The organism is Pseudomonas sp. CFSAN084952 (assembly GCF_009648855.1).
GTDB lineage: Bacteria > Pseudomonadota > Gammaproteobacteria > Pseudomonadales > Pseudomonadaceae > Aquipseudomonas > Aquipseudomonas paracarnis.
In genome coordinates this window covers 2,507,812-2,526,032 of sequence record NZ_CP045767.1, presented here as the reverse complement: position 1 = coordinate 2,526,032, position 18,221 = coordinate 2,507,812, and the positions used below count along the sequence as shown (strand labels likewise).

Genomic DNA, 18,221 nt, shown 5'->3' with positions numbered 1-18,221 from the left:
TTCAGGAGAACTCATGAGTGCTACAGATGAACCCGGCGTTGCCGGCACGGTATCTCAGATACTCAGACCCATACGTGGGCAACTGATAGTCGCGGCGGTATTGGCCGCCATCGGTACCATGCTGACGCTGGTGCCCCTGGCCGGTATCGCCCATATCGCACAGCTTGCAATGGCCCAAGATGAGGTGGCGACAGCCTGGAGCCAGATGCAGGATCAAGTCTGGCGGGTTGTCATCATCAGTCTGGCCTGCCTGTTTCTCGGGATGACCTTGATTTCGCTGGGCGAAATGGCTGCGCACCTGGCCGACAACCGCATCACCGGCCATTTGCGTCGGGCGATTACCCGCCGTCTGGCCAAGGTGCCATTGGGATGGTTTACCAGTCGGGCTTCCGGCGAGGTCAAGCAAGCGATGCAAGACGACATTGGCACGTTGCACAGCCTGACCGCGCACTTCTTTACCACCTTGGGTCGTACCATCGGCGCAATTCTTGTTTCGGTTCTCTACCTATTCGTCATGGACTGGCGCATGGCGATTGTTTCGCTGTTGCCGTTCCCGCTGTTCTTCCTGTTTTTCTCCAGGGCCACCAAGGCCAGTGGGGCGAACATGCAGTCATTTGGCGCCGGCATGGCACGCATCAATAATGCTGTGGTTGAGTTCGTCAATGGCATTCCTGTGGTCAAGGCTTTCGGGGTCGAGGGCAAGGCCCATGGCAGCTACCGCAAGGCGGTTGATGGCTTCGCTGAGGCCTTTACCGACTTCACCCGCCCGCTGGTCAGCGCGATGGCCAACGCTCACGCGATGATTGCCCCGGTGGCGGTGCTCGGCGTAGTGCTGACGTTTGGGACGCTTTGGGTGAGCCTGGGCTGGATCACACCGATAGACGTGTTGCCCTTTGCCTTGGTGGCGCCGGGAATCTGTGCGCCGCTGTTGCTGCTGAGCTACGTTACTCATGACTTGAACAATGCTACGGGCGCAGCGCAGCGCGTTCATACGCTGTTGCAAACGCCCGTGCTGGAAACCTTGGCAGCTGCCGCGCCAGCGTTGCCGGAAAATGCCGAAATACGTGTCGAGCAGCTCGGCTACAGCTACGACGGCCAGACCCCGGTGCTCAAGGACGTCAACTTCATTCTCAAGCCGGGCACGGTGACCGCGATTGTCGGTGCTTCGGGCTCCGGCAAGTCGACCCTGGCCCGTCTGTTGCTGCGCTTCTTCGACCCGAGTGAAGGGCGCATCACCTTGGGCGGCGTCGACCTCAGGCGGATCGAGAGCGCGCAGTTGTACCGGCGCATCGGTTTTGTGTTGCAGGAGGTACGCCTTATCCATGCCAGCCTGCGCGACAACATCGCCCTGGGCCGCCCCTCGGCCAGTCAGCAGGAAATCGAAGACGCAGCCCGCACTGCCAATATCCATGAGCGCATCTGCGCCTTGCCGCGAGGTTACGACTCGGTGATCGGGGAGGATGTACAGCTTTCCGGCGGCGAGTTGCAGCGCGTGAGTATTGCCCGCGCCATATTGTTGGACCCACCACTGCTGGTGCTCGACGAAGCCACGGCGGCGGCCGATGCCGAGAACGAGGTGAAGCTTCAACAAGCACTGTCGCGCTTCGCCCGGGGCCGAACCTTGATGGTGATCGCGCACCGCCTCGATACGGTGATGCATGCTGACCACATCATCCTGATCGACAACGGCACGATCTGCGAGCAGGGACGCCACCACGAACTGCTCGCCCGCAACGGCCGCTACGCTCGAATGTGGGCGCTGGGCGGCTACGAACAGGCCAAGGAACAGGCGGTATCGTCATGCTGAAAACCTTTAATCAACTGCTGGGCGAAGATGCCCGCGTATTGCGCCGCTACCTTTGGATGACGCTCGTCTACGGCCTGCTCTGCGGGCTGACGATTGTCACTCTGGTACCGGTGCTCACTCGTCTGCTGAACGGTGATGTGCGCTCAGCAGGGCAATGGCTGACTGCGCTCGTGATCGGGGTGCTGGTTTGCTGGGCCTTGCGACGGACGGTGGAGAAGGCGGGTATCCGCGTCGGTATCGCTGTTCTGCAGCGTGGTCGTCATCGGCTCGGCGACCATGTGGCGCGTTTGCCGGTCGGTTGGTTCAGCGCACAAAATACCGCACGACTGAGCCATTTAGCCTCCCAGGGCATGATGGAATTGGCTCAGCTTCCGGCCCACGTTTTCACGCCGTTGATCACAGGGGTGGTCACACCGGTTGTAATCGTTGCCGCGTTGTTCAACTTACATTGGCAAATAGGATTGATCGCGCTACTGGCTTTACCCCTCTTGTTGGGTATCTTTGCGCTGACCGCTCATCTGGGGCAGCGCGCCGACCAACGCTTTCAGCACAGCGCCGCGCAGACCAGCCAGCGCATGGTCGAGTTTGCCCAGGCACAATCGGTGCTCCGCGCCTTTAATGGCGAGGACGGCGGCACCCAGTTTCTCGAGCAGGCCATCGGGCGCCAGCAGCAGTCTGCAAAGCGGCTGATCCACGTCTCGGCGATGTCGGTGGTGTTCAATGCCTGGGCGGTGCAGGCCGGCTTCGCCGTCTTGCTGGTGGCTGCCACGCTATGGCTGGGTGATCAGTTGAGCGCAAGCCTGGCACCGTCTTCGGTCATAGCCGTGATCGTGTCGTTGCTGTTGGTCAGCCGCTTTATCGACCCGCTTCTGGAGGTCGCAGGTTATAGCGAAGTGCTACGTGGCGCGCGCGGTCAGCTTGATGCCGTGCGCGAAATCTTCGAGGTCGACCCTTTGCCGGAGCCGCAGGCCCCGCAAGCGCCGGTCGATGGATCGGTCGTATTGGAAAACGTGAGCTTTTGCTATGCCGAGGATCAGGCCGATGTGTTGCGCGATGTCAGCCTGCGTATCGAGCCCGGCAGCATGACGGCGCTGGTCGGTGCTTCTGGCTCGGGCAAGACCACCCTGGTGCGGCTGATTGCGCGCTTTTTCGATGTGACGCAAGGCCGCGTGATGGTGGGCGGTGTAGATGTTCGGCAGATGTCCAGTGGGCAGCTGGCCGGTCAGATCAGCCAGATCTTTCAGGATGCTTACCTGTTCCAGGGCAGCATCGCCGACAACATTCGCATCGGTAAACCCGATGCCACTGATGCCCAAGTGATGCAAGCAGCAACACAGGCTGGCGTCCTGGAGATCATCGAACGCTTGCCCCAAGGCCTGGACACGCCAGTAGGCGAGGGCGGTGCACGCCTGTCCGGGGGAGAGCGACAGCGAATCTCTATCGCCCGTGCGCTGATCAAAGAGGCGCCGATTTTGTTGGTCGATGAGGCCACCGCCGCTCTCGACGCCGAGAACCAAGCGGCGATCGCGCAAGCGTTGGCGCGTTTACGCGGCACGCGCACGCTGATTGTCATCGCGCACCAGCTGTCGACAGTGGTCATGGCCGACCAGATTCTAGTGCTCGACCACGGCCAGATCAGCGAGCAGGGCTCCCATGCGCAGTTGAATGCCAAGCCAGGGCTCTACGCGCACTTTCTCGCCCAACGCCAAGCCGCGAAAGGCTGGCGGATTGCTGGAGAATCAGACGGTGAGGGCGGTTCTTGAGCCGTGCAATCTTACTCTGCGTGTTTGCCGTGCTTTGTTGCCTTTCGTTGATGGTGGGGGTCAAAGAGGTTTCCTGGACGGCACTGTTCACGTTATCCGATGACGCTTGGCTGACACTGACTGCCAGCCGCCTTCCTCGCCTGGCCGCCCTGATTCTCACGGGGGTGGGGCTGGCCGTGTGCGGCGTGATTCTGCAGCAGATCGTGCGCAACCGCTTCGTCGAACCGGCAACTTCCGGCGGGCTGGATGCAGCAAAGCTGGGCATTCTGATTTCATTGACGGTGGCCCCCGCTGCCGGTGCGGCCGGCCGTATGCTGTTTGCCTTGGCGTTTTGCTTTGCGGCGAGCCTGCTTTATGTCGCGATCATCCGCCGCATCAAGTTCAAGAACACCGTAATGGTTCCGGTCATCGGCCTGATGTACGGCAGCGTATTGAGCGCCATCGCCGAGTTCTACGCCTATCGTCACAATATCTTGCAGAGCATGCAGGGCTGGATGCTCGGAGACTTCTCGAAGATCGTCCAGGGCAATTACGAGATCATCTACCTGATCTTGCCGATAGTCGTGCTCACTTATCTGTTCGCGCACCGCTTTACTGTACTCGGCATGGGCGAGGGCATGGCCGGCAGCTTGGGCCTGAACTACACGGCAAATGCGGCGTTGGGGTTGATGCTGGTGGCGGTCACCGTTTCCGCCACGGTCATTACCGTAGGGGCCATTCCCTTTGTCGGGCTGGTTATTCCCAACCTGGTGGCGTTGCACTACGGCGAGAACCTGGAGCGAACATTGCCCATCGTCGCGTTGTGCGGCGCGTCGCTGTTGCTGGCGTGCGACATTCTCGGCCGCTTGTTGATCTATCCCTTCGAAGTGCCCATCGGTCTCACCGCGGGAAGCGTAGGCGGTGTGTTGTTCCTGGTGTTGCTGATCAGGAAATACGCATGAGGCGTGTGGCTACCCGCTATGGTCTATGGGCACTGGTGCTGGTCCTGGCGATAGCGTTCCTGTTGTTGGGCTCAGGCTTTGACTTCGAGTACGTCATTCCCAAGCGAATGACCCGTTTGGCCGCGATGGTTATTGCCGGAGTATGCGTTGCTTATTCTTCGGTGATTTTCCAGACCCTTGCCGGCAACCGAATACTGACGCCGGCGATCATGGGGTATGAGGCAATCTACCTGTTGTTCCAGGCCTTGCTGATCCTGGTGCTGGGTACCCAGAGCCTGGTGCTGTTGGGGCGTAACGGTAACGTATTGTTGTCGATCCTGTTGATGCTCGCTTATTCAGGGCTCATTCACCGTTGGCTGTTCCATGACGGACGCAACAACGTGTACCTGCTGCTCCTGCTTGGGCTGGTACTGAGCATGGTGATGGGCACCTTTACCCAGTTTATCCAACTGAAGATCAGCCCTGGTGAGTTCTCGATCTTCCAGGGTTTCAACTACGCCTCCTTTAACAAGGCGCAACCCACGCAAGTGATCTATTCGGGGCTGCTGGTGGCGGCGGCGTGCTTTATCGCGCAAAGAAGCCTGCCGGTGCTCGATGTGTTGTCGCTGGGGCGTGACCAGGCGATTTCCCTGGGTGTCGATTTTCAACGCAGCGTGCGCCTGCAACTTGCGCTGATCGCGATTCTGGTGGCTGTCTCAACCAGTCTTGTCGGGCCGACGGCTTTCATGGGCGTGTTTGTGGCAAACATCACCTATGCGCTTGCCCGCACCGCCCGGCACCGGATTACATTGCCCATGAGTTGCGCCATTGCCATTGGCATTTTCATCGTCGCCCAGTACGTGGTCGAGCAGATGTTCAACTACAACACCTCCGTCAGCATTCTCATCAACCTGGTGTGCGGCGGGTATTTCCTCGCGCTGATGATTCGAACCCGAGGCGCTTCATGATTTCCCTTCGTCACGTCTATAAGACCTACGGCACCAAGCACGTCCTGAGTGACGTCAGCGTTCAGTTCCCGCCAGGGCAGGTGACTTCGCTGATTGGACCCAACGGGGCAGGCAAGACTACCTTGCTGATGTTGATCGCACGTCTGCTGGCGCCGACCCGCGGCGAACTGCTGATTGGCGGGCGTAGCATTGCGGATGTGCCCATCCGCGAATATGCCAGGCGTGTCGCCACCTTACGCCAGACACCCGATTTCAACCTGCGGCTGACCGTTGAAGAATTGGTGGCTTTCGGGCGTTTCCCTTATAGCCGAGGGGCGCTCACCGTCCAGGATCGCCAGGTCATTGACGAAGCCATCGAGTTTCTGTCGTTGCAACCATTACGCCTTTCTTACATCGACGAGCTGAGCGGCGGGCAGCGGCAAATGGCGTTCCTGGCAATGACCATTGCCCAGCAAACCGATTACCTGCTGTTGGACGAGCCGCTCAATAACCTGGACATGAAGCATGCCGTACAAATCATGCGTGCGCTGCGCCGCTTATGTGACGAACAAGGTCGCACCGTGATTCTGGTGGTGCATGACATCAACTTCGCGGCCAACTACTCCGATCATATCGTGGCCATGAAAAACGGCGCGGTGCACTTGCGTGGCCCGGTAGCGGAGGTTGTCACCGAGGCGCACCTGCGCGATCTCTTTGATTTGGATTTCGAGATTCTGCAGAGCGAGCAGGGGTTCGTCTGCAACTACTTCAACCCATCATTATCAAGGGAGCAGATATGAGTATTGGTAAGGCAAAAACAATCCGTGGGGCACTGCTGGCGGTCGCGGTGGCGGCCGGCCTGCAGGGCTGTGACAAACCCTCGGCACAGGCGTCCGCGCCAGTCGCTGCGCATACGCACTACGAGCCGATCAAGATCGAGCATCCACTGGGTAGCACGATGATCACCCAGCTCCCCCAACGTGTGGTGGCGTTCGATATGAGTGAACTCGATACACTCGACCAGCTGGACGCGCCGGTGGTGGGTATCGCCAAGGACTATGTCGCGAGTTTCCTTATCAAGTACCGTGACAATCCGAACATCATGGACGTGGGGTCGACCATCCAACCCAACCTTGAACGGTTGCATGCCCTCAAGCCCGACCTGATCCTGATCTCGCCGCTGCAGGCGCAAAGTTACGCAGAACTGAGCCAGATCGCACCGACGCTCTATGACGATGTGGACCTGACCAACCAACACGGCAATCTCTTCGCCACCGCCAAGGATCACCTCATGACCCTGGGGCGCATTCTAGGCAAAGAAGCGTTGGCTCGTCAGAAGGTTGCGCAAATGGACGCCAAGGTTGAACAGACTCGGCGCGTCACCGATGGGCGCCCGGAGAAAGCGCTGATCGTTTTGCATAACAACGGCGCATTCACCTCCTATGGCGTGAAGTCGCGCTACGGTTTCATCTTCGACACCCTGGGCGTAAAACCCGCCAGCACCGACATCGAGGCTGGCTTACATGGCCAGCCCATCTCCAATGAATTCATCCAGCAGGCCGATCCCGACATTCTCTACGTGATCGACCGTACCGCAGTGATGGAACGGCGGCCGGCGCTGGACATGAAGAGCCTGGATAACCCGCTGCTGCGCAAAACCAAGGCCTGGACCAACGGACGTGTGATCTTTGTCGACGCCCAGACCTGGTACCTGTGTACCGTCAGTGCAACGTGCCTGGGTCGCATGGCCGACGAGGTGGTTCAAGGCTACAAGGGCTGACCCGCTGTGCTTGGGGGCGCAAGGGCGGGTGCCGTGCAGGCACTCGCCTTTATTTTCAAAAAAACACAAATGCTAATGATTGTTATTGAGGGTTTTGCCTTCTGGTTCGGAAAGCCTAGTGAGCACATACACATTCTCCGAATCAAAAGGAATTCAGCATGTCGGAACGCTGTCGCCAACATCGCGCTACCCCTGATTCACCGCAGGCTGCGCAACGCTTTACTTTGAGTCATATGTTCACGGCTGTGCAGATGGCGCTGGTACTGGGGCTGACGGCGGCGCCCACCGCCGCGAGCGCTGCCCCGCAAGCAGGCACAAGCAGCGCCAGCCTGGAGTTGTCGGAAACGGTGGTGGAGGGCGTCATGGACCCCGCTACAGGTCTGCCGCCGGCTTATGCTGGCGGGCAGGTTGCCTCCGGCAGCCGCGTTGGGCTGTTGGGCAACAAGGATTTCATGGAGACGCCTTTCAATACCATCAGCTATACCGATGAATACATACAGAACCGTCAGGCGCAGGATATCGGCTCGGTGATCGGTGCGACCGACCCCTCGGTGTACGTGCCCACCAAACGAAGCAACTTTGAAACCTTTTTCATCCGCGGCTTCTACAGCAACGCCGATGACATCACCTTTAACGGCCTGGTCGGCATGGCGCCGAATATGCGCGGCTCTACCGAATTGGCGGAGCGCATCGAAGTGCTCAAGGGCCCTTCGGCGCTGCTCAACGGCATGCCGCCAAGCGGCAGTGTAGGTGGCAGCATCAATCTGGTACCCAAGCGCGCCGGCGACGAACCGTTGGCACGCTTGACCACCACTTATGAGTCCCGGGGCCTAGGGGGTGTGCACGCGGACCTGGGGCAACGTTTTGGTGATCAGAAGCAGTTTGGTGTGCGCTTCAACGGCGTTTACCGTGACGGCGATACCCCCGTGGATAATCAGCAACACAAAATGGCACTGTCTTCCCTCGGGCTGGATTGGCGTGGCGAGCGGGCTCGGATATCGCTCGATTTCTACAAACAGCGTGAACGCATTGATGGTCTCAACTACTTCGGGATCAACACAATTGCCCCCAACGTCACCCACTTGCCAAGCCCCAAGAAGGGCGATTATGCGTTGGCACCCAAGTGGGCCTACACCATCAACAACACCACTACCACGATGGTGCGGGGCGAATACGACCTGACGGATTCGCTTACTGCCTACGCGGCGTGGGGGCAGCGCGATGGTGGTTACAACGCGATGATCAACTCAAGCACCCTGGTGAACAATGTGGGTGGCATCAGCTCTTCGGCCATTCGTTCGATTCGCAGTGGCACCCAGCAATCGGGTGAGGTCGGGTTGAAGGGCAAATTCCAGACGGGCCCCGTGGATCATGCCTGGACCATCGCCGCGACCCGTTTTACCTCCGACAACAGTTTCAAGGACGCGAGAGCCGCCATCCCCGGCACCACAAATTACGACAACCTCGACTTTGGCAACGCGCCGACCTTCCCGGGCTATGGTGCAACCACCTCGCAAACCAGGGCCAACCTGGGCAGCTATGCGATTGCCGATACGCTGTCCTTCGCCGAAGGCCGTGTGCAATGGACCGTAGGCGCCCGTCGTCAGCGCGTGCAAAACACCACCGACGCTTTCGGCCCCAGGGCTTCGAAAACCAGCTATGACGAAAGCCGTGTCTCGCCCGCCACCGCACTTCTGGTCAAGGTGACGGATGAGGTGTCGCTCTATGCCAACTACATCGAGGGCCTCAGCCAAGGCGCGTCGGCCCCTGACTCGGCAGAGAACGCAGGTGCGGTCATGCAGCCGTACCAGACCAAGCAATACGAACTGGGGACCAAGGTAGACCTGGGCTCTTTCGCCCATACCGTCAGCCTGTTCCAGATTGAGAAGCCCAGTGCCTTTACCGATCCGCTCACCAATGTCTTCGGCGTCTACGGCGAGCAACAAAACCGTGGCGTGGAATGGTCGTTCTTTGGCGAGTTGCAACCAAGATTGCGCCTGATGGGCGGTGCGACCTATACCCAGGCAGAAATGACCAAGGTGGTCACCGGTGGTGTCAAAGACAAGCAAGTGACAGGCGTGCCCAAGGTGATTGCCAAGCTAGGCACGGAGTATGACCTCCTCGACGTCCCTGGGTTGACCCTGACCGGCAACATCAACCACACGGGCAAACAATACGCGACCAACGATCATCGGGTGTCGTTGGACTCGTACACCACCTACGATGTGGGGGCTCGCTATGCCTTCAAGGTCGAGACCAAGCCTGTGACCTTGCGCGCCACCGTGCAGAACGTCACCAATAAGGCGTACTGGCTTGGTTCGTGGAACGGCGGGGATGGCAGCGGCCTTTCTGGCGGCTTGGGCGCGCCGCGCACGGTATTGCTCTCGGGTACGGTAGATTTCTGAGGGTTTGCAAGTCCAAAAGCACTGGACCCTGGCGAGGAATGCCAAGCCAGCGTTCATACAGGCTGAGCGCTTCCTCGCTGGCAGAGTTCGGAAACACGAAAGTCTGCAAACATACGGAAACCGACGAAACGCCATAAACGAAAAAACCCGCCAAACGGCGGGTTTTCAAGGGTTCCACAAACAGTGCTGGCCGTCAGTGGAACAGGAGATGGTGCCCGAACCCGGAATCGAACCGGGACGCCCTTACGAGCGGGGGATTTTAAGTCCCATGCGTCTACCAGTTTCGCCATTCGGGCGGTAGCGCGGTGTAACAGGGTTGGGAATATATAGATCCAGCCGCTTCAGCGCAACCTCCAAGCCGGTTTTCCCGCATAAAGATGCGCAGGAAAAAGCGTGGCAGATCAGTGATCTACAGGGCCTTTGTGTCAAGTCCAGATGAACGCAAGCCACCCAGGAACAAGCCCCATAAATGACAGTCATAGCGATAGGCCATTTCGGCATTTTCGCAGGGAGTCGTTTGATGCTCAGTATCCGTAAGCAGGCTTGGATCATGGCCGCAGGTGTCGCGGGGTTGTTGGGCACTGGCGTATTCAGTCTGGCGCAGGCGGGGAGTGCGGTGCAGTGGGGGGAGTTCAGTGCGTCGTCTTCAGACAAGTTGACGGCCGGCTCGATGGATGTGGGCGGCGCCTATGTGTTGAAGCCCTCGGGTGTTTCCGTGGGTGATGTCGAGGCGCTGCAGGCTGGGCAAAAACAGAGTCAAAGCGAATTGCAAAGCTTGAAAAGCAAAGTGGAGGGCCAGGAGCGGGCGTTTGATGAGTTCAAGCGCAAGGACGGCTCGAGTGCCAGTAGCAGTGACAGCCAGCTGTCGAGTCTCAAGCGTACGGTGGATGAGCAGAAGAGCACGATAGAGCGGCAGAAAAGCGAAATCGACGGCCTCAAGCGAAGCCTGGATGATGTGAAGCGCAGTGTGGAAAACTTGAGCAGCAAGGTGAAGTGACAGCACTGATGCTGTGGGCAATATAGCGCAACTGTGGGAGCTGGCTTGCCTGCGATAGCGATGTGTCAGTCACAGGTATTGAACCCGTTACACCGCCATCGCAGGCAAGCCAGCTCCCACATTGACCGTGTCGGCCTTCAGTCAATCAGCGCCAGCAAGTCGGTGACCCCTACGTCCACACCCGCCTGGCTCAGCAGTGTCGTCACCTGGCCGCGGTGATGAGTCTGGTGGTTGAAAAAGTGCACCAGCAAACCGAAGAAGGGTTTCTCGGCGGCCACGCCGCGCATGTTGTGATAGCGCAGGCGTTGGTCGAGGTGGGGCTCGTGCAGGCTGTGGGCCCAATCGATGATGAGTTGATCCAGCCAGGCGCGATGGGCCGCTAGTTCGGCAAGGCTGGCGAAGGCCAGTTGCGTGAGGTCGCCGGGCGTGGCAACCCCGTTCAGCGGCGCCAAGGCCGCAAAGTTGGCCGGGTGTTCGGCGAAGCGCTTGAGCCAGACGGTGTCACCCAGCATCAGGTGGTTCAAGGTGCCGAAGATCGAACCGAAAAACGCTTGGCGGTCCAGGGTCAACTGCGCGTGCGTCAGGGCGGCGGCGGCGTCGTAGACCTTGCGGTTCATCCATTGGTTATAGGTGGCCATCAGCGCAATGTGCTCGATGCGGTTCACCGCGGTTCTCCCTTCTTGGCGTGATCGCGCCATCATAAAGCTTGCCCGCCCGACGGTCATGGTGTTCCATCAGGGGAGGACTATGTTTGATCAACGCCACTATTGCGCCCCGGAGGGCGACACCATGAATACCAGCGATCTACTGGAACAACTGTTGCGTGCAGGGCAGCAAGGCGGCGGAGCTGCGGGCGGCGGCCTGGGCGGGTTGCTTGGAGGGTTGTTGAAGGGCGCCGGCACCGGCAATGCGTCTGCGGCGGGCGGCGGTTTGGGTGGTTTATTAGGTGGCCTGGGTGGCTTGTTAGGCGGCGCGCCGGCGGGTGGGGCCACCCAAACGCGTAGCGGCGGTGGGATGAACTACGCGGCGCTGGCGTCCCTGGGCATGGCGGCGTTCCAGGCGTACCAAGCGTGGCAACGCCAACAGGCTTCGGCCCCGCAGCAAGCTATCCAGACCGTTGACCAGCTTGAAGGGCCTGAAGCCGAAGCCCATAGCCACGGCGTACTGCGTGCGTTGATCGCGGCGGCCAAGGCCGATGGCAAAATCGATGCGCAAGAGCAGCAAATGATTTCTGCCGAGATTGGCCGTCACACCGACGACCCTCAGTTGCAGCAGTGGCTCGACGCCGAAGTCGCCAAGCCCCTGGATGCCGCCGATTTTGCCGAGTATGCCAATGACCGGGCACTTGCTGCGGAGATTTACCTGGCGAGCGTGATGCTGGTCGATGATCAGCAGGACGCCGAGCGCAATTACCTTGACGACCTGGCTGGTCAGTTGCACATCGATCCGCAATTGCAGGTGCATCTGGAGCAGCAGGCCAACGCCTAGAACCTCAGTGTCGCCCCAGTGGTCAGCCACTGGGCGCGATCGCCAATCAGGCTGCGCCCGACCAGCAGGTCCACGTCGACACACTCACCAATGTGCAAGCGCGGCCCAGCCTGCCAGGCCTGTTCGCCGCCTTCCTGGCCATAGCGCTCGCCAATCAGCGTGAGCTTCTCTGCCAACTGATATTCGAACCCCGTGCCCCACGTCAGGCGATGCTGTTGATCACCGTCGTTGTAGGCGTGGCCCCAACCGGCGTTAAGGTTCAGGCGCAAGGGTGCCAGGGGTTGCCATGTCAATGGGACGTTCAGGTCTGCGCCATCAAACCCGTGATGGCGATCCAGCGCGACATGCGCCCCGACCGCAATCGCCAGTTCCAAGCCCAACTCTTGTCGTGACAGCACCTGCACCTTGGCTTGCGGGTTGATCTGCGTCTCGCCTTTGCCTGCATCCACGGCCCGTGACAACGCGGCGCCCCATTGCACGGCAGGCATAGCGCTGAACGTGCACGCGGGCGACAAGCTGCTGTTGTGGGTGCTGCCCGCGTGCCGATGGGCGCTGTACCAGGCGTCGACGTTGCATTCCCCCGGCGCGTTGATCGCACCGTCATCAACCACATAAGCGCCGCCTGCGGCTTGGGCTTTTGAAATCAACGCGACGACAAAGACCAGGCCCAGGGTCATGCCGATAAAGATCAAGTTGCGCTGCAATGCACGGCGCTTTGCTGGCGGCAGTAACAGCAGGGTGTGACGAGAGTGGCGTGCGCGATATTTGGTAAACCCGTCGCGGCGTGCCGGCGTGTATTTTTTGTGCATGATGCACCTCGCTTGAATTCAGCTTTCTACGGTCAGCACCGAAATGCCGCTGGCTTTGGCCTGGCAAACCAGCTCCGAGGTATCGTCACCACCCGGCAGGGCAATGATCAGGTCGGGGCGGCTGTCGGCCAGCATGAAGTGGTTGCGCTGGCGTTCCGCCTGTTTGCCATGGCGCTGCCAATTGGGTGGATAACGCACCACGTCGATACCGATTTCCCGCGCCCATTCCTCGATCTCACTGCCCAGGAACTGGTTGCCGCCGTGAATCAGTACCTGCACCGGGCGCAGGCGGTGGTAAGCGTCCAGCACATGGCGGGACTTTTTGGTGTCGGCGTAATGACGACCTGCACAGATCAACACGCGCATGAGCAAATCCTTGTATTGCACGCAGGCGACCAGGCAGCCGCCTGCGTTTGAACGGCGGGGAGGGTCAGTACCACTGTTTGAAGCGGCGGATGTAGATCGTCTTCATCAGTTGGGCGACGCAGCAGTAAGCCAGCAAGGTGCCCACCAGCCATGGGAAGTACGCCAGCGGCAGCGGTTGCAGGCCCACCAGGGTGCCCAGTGGCGAGAACGGTACGTAGATGCCCAGGGCGATCACGATGCAGGTCATCATCAACACCGGCCAGGCGGCCGTGCTCTGGAAGAACGGGATCTTGCGGGTGCGCAGCATATGCACCACCAGGGTTTGCGAAAGCAGCCCCTCGATAAACCAGCCGGACTGGAACAGGGTCTGCATTTCCACACTGTTGGCCGAGAACACGTACCACATCAGCGCAAAGGTGGTGATGTCAAAGATCGACGAGGTAGGGCCAATCCAGATCATGAAGCGGCCGATGTTTTTCGCATCCCACTTGCGTGGCTTGGCCAGGTATTCCTTGTCCATCTTGTCCCACGGCAGGGCCAGTTGGGAGATGTCATACATCAGGTTCTGCAGCAGCAGATGGATCGCCAGCATGGGCATGAACGGGATGAACGCACTGGCCACCAGCACCGAGAACACGTTGCCGAAGTTGGAGCTGGCGGTCATGTTCAGGTACTTCATGATATTGCCGAAGGTTTCGCGGCCCTTGAGCACGCCTTCTTCCAGCACCATCAGGCTCTTTTCCAGCAGGATGATGTCGGCCGATTCCTTGGCGATGTCGGTGCCGCTGTCCACCGAAATACCCACATCGGCATCCCGCAGCGCCGGTGCATCGTTGATGCCGTCGCCGAGGAAGCCGACGGTGTGCCCGTTAGCTTGCAGGGCCTTGAGCACGCGGGATTTTTGCAGCGGCGTGAGCTTGGCGAACACCGTGCGTTCTTCCACGCGACGCAGCAAGGTGGCGTCGTCCATGGCTTCGATTTCCACGCCCAGCAGCGGCTGGCCGGGTTCCAGGCCAACCTGGCGGCAGATCTTGCTGGTGACCACGGCGTTGTCACCGGTCAACACCTTGATCGCCACGCCAATCTGTTGCAGCGCCGCAATCGCCGGGCCTGCGGTTTCTTTCGGTGGGTCGAGGAAGGTCAAGAAGCCCTGGATCACCAGGTTGCGCTCGTCGCTGGTGGTGTACTGCTGGCGTGCCAGCGCTTTAGGGATATTGCGGGTCGCTACCATCAGCACGCGGAAACCGTCTTCGTTGTAGTCATTGGCGAGCGCCAGCAGGGCGTCACGACGGCCGTCATCCAGAGGCAAGGCTTCGCCGGCCTCCATGACATGGGTAGAAATGCTCAGCATCTCTTCCACCGCGCCCTTGCACACCAGCAACTGGTCATCGGCGGCATCCTTGACCACGATCGACAGGCGACGACGGACAAAGTCGAACGGCAATTCATCGACCTTGCTGTAGGCAAACGGCACCTGGAACTTGGGGTTTTGTTCCGAGAACTGCACCACTGCCTGGTCCATCAGGTTTTTCATGCCGCTCTGATGAAAGCTGTTGAGCCAGGCCAGGGACAGCACGGCGTCATCGCGCTGGCCGAAGGCATTGACGTGATGTTCGAGGATGATCTTGTCCTGGGTGAGGGTGCCGGTCTTGTCGGTGCACAGCACGTCCATCGAACCGAAGTTCTGGATCGCATTGAGGCGCTTGACCACTACTTTGCGCTTGGCCATGGCCGTGGCGCCCTTGGCCAGGTTGGCGCTGACGATCATCGGCAGCATTTCCGGGGTAAGGCCGACGGCGACCGCCAGGGCAAACAGGAAGGCATCACCCCAATCGCCCTTGGAGAAGCCATTGAGGAGGAACACGATGGGCACCATCACCAGCATGAAGCGGATCAGCAGCCAACTGACACTGTTCACGCCCCGGTCGAAGGCGGTTTGCACCCGCGAGCCGACAATCGCCTTGGCCAGGGAGCCAAAGTAGGTGCGCGGCCCCGTTGCCACCACCACTGCTTTAGCGCGGCCGCTGACCACGTTGGTGCCCATGAAGCAGATGTTCGGCAAGTCCAGCAAGTTGCCCTGGTCGGCGGCCAGGGTAGAGGCGGATTTTTGCGTAACATCGCCCAGGGTGTCGTACTTCTCCACCGGCAGGGCTTCGCCGGTCAGCACGGCCTGGCTGATAAACAGGTCGCGGGACTCGATCAGGCGGATATCGGCGGGGATCATGTCGCCGGCGGACAATTGCACGATATCGCCGGCCACCAGGTCACGCATCGGCACTTCGCGCAAGGTGGGCTGAGCACCAACCTGCTCGCGGCGCAGTACGGTGGCGGTGGTGCGTACCATGGCCTTGAGGGCCTCGGCGGATTTGGCCGAACGGTGTTCCTGCCAGAAACGCAGCAGGCTGCTGAGCAACACCATGGTCATGATGATGACGACCTTGGTCGGGTCGGCTTCTTCGCCTTCCTGCATCGGCAGCCAGCAGTCAGTCACAAAGCTGATGCCACCCAGGGTCAGCAGCACGTAGATGAACGGGTTGTTCAGAGCCTGCAGGAACTGGACGATAGCGTGTGGCGGCTTGTCGTGGGCGACTTCGTTATAGCCTTCTCGTTGCAGACGCGCCGAAGCGTCCAGTTCGGTTAGGCCGTCCTGGGTGGCCCGTACATTGGCGAGGGTGGCCGCCAGGCCATTGTGGGCTTCACGGGCGGCACGCATCGACAGCTTGGTGTCGGCAGCGGTGCCATTTTTTTTGTGCAGAGGCGTGTTTTTTACGGCGCTCATTGTCTGTACTCCTGTCGCCAATTCTCGACAAAACATACCCGGTACTTACCTGAATACAGGCGAGCGAAAGCATGCCGAGCCGCAAACTTTGCGATCGGTTTAAATAAGGTGTTCACATAACTTCTGAAGGGCCCGATAACAGCGCGTTAGTTAACGAGCGTGCAGCGGGCTACTACTGGATTTGTTCATAAAGAACTCCAGGGTCATCAATAAGAAAGTTGCTGTTTCCAGCTAGCTCAGGCGGCGCGAGTGCTCAGGTAAAGACCGAGCATCAGGCGCGCTTGCGCCAGGCGGGAAACCTTGGGTCTCTGCGGGTCTTGAGGGTCAGCATGATCCCAATGCTGCACCAGGTGGCCGCTTTCAGGGCAGATACGCCAGTGCGCCAGCGGCGGTGCCGGGCGCACTTGAGGGGAGGGTGTGACAAAGGTCGAGCGGGTTGGCGAAAAGCCCGCCGGCGCTCGGCACAGCTTGGCGCGCAGGGCGGCGACCAGTGTGCGTGTATCAGGCAAAACAAGGAGTTGGAAGGTCATAACACACCTCGGGACCGGACGGGCGACCGGTGAGGCAGTTACGATGGAGCATCAAGCTCTAGCGCAGCTTACCGGACCTGGAACGCGAGTCCTGTCATATTCTGGGTTTGGCGCCCGATGCCCGCAGAGGCGGTGCTCGGACAGCGACTAGATACTGTGTCCATTGGCTTCTTTTGTGAGGTTTAAAAAAGGCCCCAGTTGCGGGCACGGGCAATCTACTCAGGGCGTCACAGAATGTCAACGCATGATTAATTAAATTAGCCCGTGTTCAGAGTTTGTTCAGACAAGAGGCATGCAAGTTATTGGCTGGATAACTTTATATACCGTGCGCGGCGAGTATCGCCAGATAAATCAATACTAAACCGCACGCCGCATAACTCACACGTTGCCAGCTAGGTGATGCGTTCTTGCGTAGCAGGTTCACCAAGGCGGCGGTAAGAAAACACGAGAGTACCGACGCCAGCATGAAGCCGGCAAAAAACATCAGGGTCTGCCCGTGACTGGGGGTGGTGCCGACAATCCCCGACAGTGCGCTGCCCAAGGCGCCCCAGTAGACGATGTTTTTCGGATTAGCCAAGGAAATCGCCGCGCCCACCGCCAACGCATTTTTGCCTGAGCTGGCAGGGGCGTTGTCGGTTGCGGGTAACTGCCAGGCATCAATCAGGCTGCGGATGCCCAGCCAGGCCAGGTAGAGCGCACAGACGATTGTAAGTGGAACCCGCACTGCATCATGCTGAATCAGCAGTGCGATACCGGTGAGGCCAATCACGGCCCAGACGGCGTCGCCCACCAGTGAGCCGAACTGCACCAGCAACGCCGGCGTGAAGCCATGGAGCAAGCCGCGGCGCAGAGTCTCTGCCAGCACGGCGCCGGGAGAAAGGCAAAATACAAAACCGAATACCAGCGCATAGACAAAGATCGACAGCATGCTCAGTTCCTTTCGAGAAAGTGCCAGAGCATACGTCAGTCCGAGAGAGGGATACCACGTCCTCTGTAGGAACGTTCGCGATGGCGGTATGTCAGCCACTCAATCTTCAACTGAACCACCGCCATCGCAGGCAAGCCAGCTCCCACACTGGTCATGCATTGCCCACAGAGTCAGCGCCTGTCACAGGACCCTGTAGGAGTGAGCAAGCTCGCTCCTAAAAAGGCTGCGGTGTTGAGGCAATGCGGTCGACTGCAGCCTTCAATTCATCTGGCGATAAACTCGCAAAGGGGAGCGCAAAAAACGCTTCGCAGCGTGCGGCGATGATGTTGAGGGTGGCCTTGAATGCAGCGTCTACTTGCGCCTCATCACCCTGCATCTCGGAGGGGTCTTCCAAGCCCCAATGGGCCTTCACCGCCGGGCCAAAATACACCGGGCACGCTTCACCGGCTGCTTTATCGCACACGGTGATGACCACATCCGGCGGGCAGCCTTGAAAGGCGTCATTGCCCTTGCTGTACAAACCTTCGATGCTGATGCCCGCCGCCTGCAGCGTGCTCAGGCTACGGGGCAACACCTGGCCCTTGGGAAAACTGCCCGAGCTGACCGCCTCGAAACCCTCTGGCGCCAGGTGATTGAACATCGCTTCGGACAAGATGCTGCGGCAACTGTTGGCGGTACACATGAACAGGACTTTCATGGCGC

Annotated in this window: 16 protein-coding genes and 1 tRNA gene; 9 read left to right on the top strand and 8 right to left on the bottom strand. The window is 59.6% G+C overall.

All coding sequences use genetic code 11. From position 1 onward, the window contains the following. The first annotated feature begins 13 nt into the window (after positions 1-13). The 7 genes from GH769_RS11405 (at position 14) to GH769_RS11375 (ending at position 9,622) form a co-directional block, all read left to right on the top strand. Positions 14-1,807 (top strand): ABC transporter ATP-binding protein, encoded by a 1,794-nt coding sequence (locus tag GH769_RS11405; protein ID WP_032903019.1) that lies wholly within the window; start codon positions 14-16, stop codon positions 1,805-1,807. Next, the gene (locus GH769_RS11400) at positions 1,801-3,570 is read left to right on the top strand and encodes an ABC transporter ATP-binding protein (RefSeq protein WP_032903020.1); all 1,770 of its coding nucleotides are present in this window, start codon (positions 1,801-1,803) and stop codon (positions 3,568-3,570) included. Before GH769_RS11405 ends, GH769_RS11400 begins: the two co-directional genes overlap by 7 nt. Next, positions 3,567-4,511, top strand: coding sequence for an ABC transporter permease (locus GH769_RS11395; RefSeq protein ID WP_014718544.1), 945 nt, complete (start codon positions 3,567-3,569; stop codon positions 4,509-4,511). Before GH769_RS11400 ends, GH769_RS11395 begins: the two co-directional genes overlap by 4 nt. Then, positions 4,508-5,458 (top strand): iron chelate uptake ABC transporter family permease subunit, encoded by a 951-nt coding sequence (locus tag GH769_RS11390; RefSeq protein WP_020302741.1) that lies wholly within the window; start codon positions 4,508-4,510, stop codon positions 5,456-5,458. The genes GH769_RS11395 and GH769_RS11390 overlap by 4 nt, the downstream gene beginning before the upstream one ends. Beyond that, a complete protein-coding gene (locus GH769_RS11385) occupies positions 5,455-6,237 on the top strand; it encodes an ABC transporter ATP-binding protein (protein ID WP_019817091.1) in 783 nt (260 codons plus the stop codon). The genes GH769_RS11390 and GH769_RS11385 overlap by 4 nt, the downstream gene beginning before the upstream one ends. Continuing rightward, positions 6,234-7,217: a siderophore ABC transporter substrate-binding protein gene (locus tag GH769_RS11380; RefSeq protein ID WP_032903021.1), complete on the top strand. Its 984-nt coding sequence runs from the start codon at positions 6,234-6,236 to the stop codon at positions 7,215-7,217. The genes GH769_RS11385 and GH769_RS11380 overlap by 4 nt, the downstream gene beginning before the upstream one ends. 158 nt (positions 7,218-7,375) lie before the next feature. Beyond that, positions 7,376-9,622 carry a TonB-dependent siderophore receptor gene (locus GH769_RS11375; RefSeq protein ID WP_014718540.1) on the top strand — a complete coding sequence of 749 codons (2,247 nt, stop codon included), beginning with the start codon at positions 7,376-7,378 and terminating at the stop codon, positions 9,620-9,622. Positions 9,623-9,831: 209 nt separating this feature from the next. Here GH769_RS11375 and GH769_RS11370 read toward each other — a convergent pair. Beyond that, positions 9,832-9,918 (bottom strand) — tRNA-Leu (locus GH769_RS11370). Positions 9,919-10,142: 224 nt separating this feature from the next. Here GH769_RS11370 and GH769_RS11365 point away from each other — a divergent pair. Continuing rightward, on the top strand, positions 10,143-10,619 hold the full coding sequence (locus GH769_RS11365) for a hypothetical protein (RefSeq protein WP_019817088.1): 477 nt from the start codon (positions 10,143-10,145) through the stop codon (positions 10,617-10,619). 137 nt (positions 10,620-10,756) lie between these two features. Here the strand turns inward: GH769_RS11365 and GH769_RS11360 are convergent, their stop codons facing one another. Next, positions 10,757-11,284, bottom strand: a complete 528-nt coding sequence (locus GH769_RS11360) for a DinB family protein (RefSeq protein ID WP_032903022.1) — start codon at positions 11,282-11,284, stop codon at positions 10,757-10,759. A 124-nt stretch (positions 11,285-11,408) separates the two neighbouring features. On the opposite strand from GH769_RS11360, the gene GH769_RS11355 reads away from it, so the two are divergent. Then, positions 11,409-12,107, top strand: coding sequence for a tellurite resistance TerB family protein (locus GH769_RS11355; RefSeq protein WP_032903063.1), 699 nt, complete (start codon positions 11,409-11,411; stop codon positions 12,105-12,107). Here the strand turns inward: GH769_RS11355 and GH769_RS11350 are convergent. From GH769_RS11350 to GH769_RS11325, 6 genes are all read right to left on the bottom strand, one after another. Continuing rightward, positions 12,104-12,916 (bottom strand): hypothetical protein, encoded by an 813-nt coding sequence (locus GH769_RS11350; protein ID WP_014718536.1) that lies wholly within the window; start codon positions 12,914-12,916, stop codon positions 12,104-12,106. The two genes, GH769_RS11355 and GH769_RS11350, sit on opposite strands and share 4 nt — an antisense overlap. An 18-nt stretch (positions 12,917-12,934) precedes the next feature. Continuing rightward, entirely contained in the window at positions 12,935-13,282 is a 348-nt protein-coding gene (locus tag GH769_RS11345; protein WP_003191350.1) for a DUF2493 domain-containing protein, read from the bottom strand. Between the two features lie 64 nt (positions 13,283-13,346). Then, positions 13,347-16,061, bottom strand: a complete 2,715-nt coding sequence (mgtA, locus tag GH769_RS11340; RefSeq protein ID WP_032903024.1) for a magnesium-translocating P-type ATPase — start codon at positions 16,059-16,061, stop codon at positions 13,347-13,349. Positions 16,062-16,297: 236 nt separating this feature from the next. Then, positions 16,298-16,591, bottom strand: a complete 294-nt coding sequence (locus GH769_RS11335; protein WP_014718533.1) for a hypothetical protein — start codon at positions 16,589-16,591, stop codon at positions 16,298-16,300. A gap of 316 nt (positions 16,592-16,907) precedes the next feature. Continuing rightward, positions 16,908-17,519, bottom strand: a complete 612-nt coding sequence (locus tag GH769_RS11330) for a LysE family transporter (RefSeq protein WP_014718532.1) — start codon at positions 17,517-17,519, stop codon at positions 16,908-16,910. Between the two features lie 214 nt (positions 17,520-17,733). Beyond that, on the bottom strand, positions 17,734-18,216 hold the full coding sequence (locus tag GH769_RS11325; protein ID WP_020302748.1) for an arsenate reductase ArsC: 483 nt from the start codon (positions 18,214-18,216) through the stop codon (positions 17,734-17,736). Between the last annotated feature and the right edge of the window lie 5 nt (positions 18,217-18,221).

What these genes read in the sequence shown, in the direction of transcription:
- GH769_RS11405 (WP_032903019.1), top strand. Translation starts at nt 14, where the DNA reads ATGAGTGCTACAGATGAACCCGGCGTTGCCGGCACGGTATCTCAGATA.
- GH769_RS11400 (WP_032903020.1), top strand. Translation starts at nt 1,801, where the DNA reads ATGCTGAAAACCTTTAATCAACTGCTGGGCGAAGATGCCCGCGTATTG.
- GH769_RS11390 (WP_020302741.1), top strand. Translation starts at nt 4,508, where the DNA reads ATGAGGCGTGTGGCTACCCGCTATGGTCTATGGGCACTGGTGCTGGTC.
- GH769_RS11385 (WP_019817091.1), top strand. Translation starts at nt 5,455, where the DNA reads ATGATTTCCCTTCGTCACGTCTATAAGACCTACGGCACCAAGCACGTC.
- GH769_RS11380 (WP_032903021.1), top strand. Translation starts at nt 6,234, where the DNA reads ATGAGTATTGGTAAGGCAAAAACAATCCGTGGGGCACTGCTGGCGGTC.
- GH769_RS11375 (WP_014718540.1), top strand. Translation starts at nt 7,376, where the DNA reads ATGTCGGAACGCTGTCGCCAACATCGCGCTACCCCTGATTCACCGCAG.
- GH769_RS11365 (WP_019817088.1), top strand. Translation starts at nt 10,143, where the DNA reads ATGCTCAGTATCCGTAAGCAGGCTTGGATCATGGCCGCAGGTGTCGCG.
- GH769_RS11355 (WP_032903063.1), top strand. Translation starts at nt 11,409, where the DNA reads ATGAATACCAGCGATCTACTGGAACAACTGTTGCGTGCAGGGCAGCAA.
- GH769_RS11350 (WP_014718536.1), bottom strand. Translation starts at nt 12,916, where the DNA reads ATGCACAAAAAATACACGCCGGCACGCCGCGACGGGTTTACCAAATAT.
- GH769_RS11345 (WP_003191350.1), bottom strand. Translation starts at nt 13,282, where the DNA reads ATGCGCGTGTTGATCTGTGCAGGTCGTCATTACGCCGACACCAAAAAG.
- mgtA (WP_032903024.1), bottom strand. Translation starts at nt 16,061, where the DNA reads ATGAGCGCCGTAAAAAACACGCCTCTGCACAAAAAAAATGGCACCGCT.
- GH769_RS11335 (WP_014718533.1), bottom strand. Translation starts at nt 16,591, where the DNA reads ATGACCTTCCAACTCCTTGTTTTGCCTGATACACGCACACTGGTCGCC.
- GH769_RS11330 (WP_014718532.1), bottom strand. Translation starts at nt 17,519, where the DNA reads ATGCTGTCGATCTTTGTCTATGCGCTGGTATTCGGTTTTGTATTTTGC.
- GH769_RS11325 (WP_020302748.1), bottom strand. Translation starts at nt 18,216, where the DNA reads ATGAAAGTCCTGTTCATGTGTACCGCCAACAGTTGCCGCAGCATCTTG.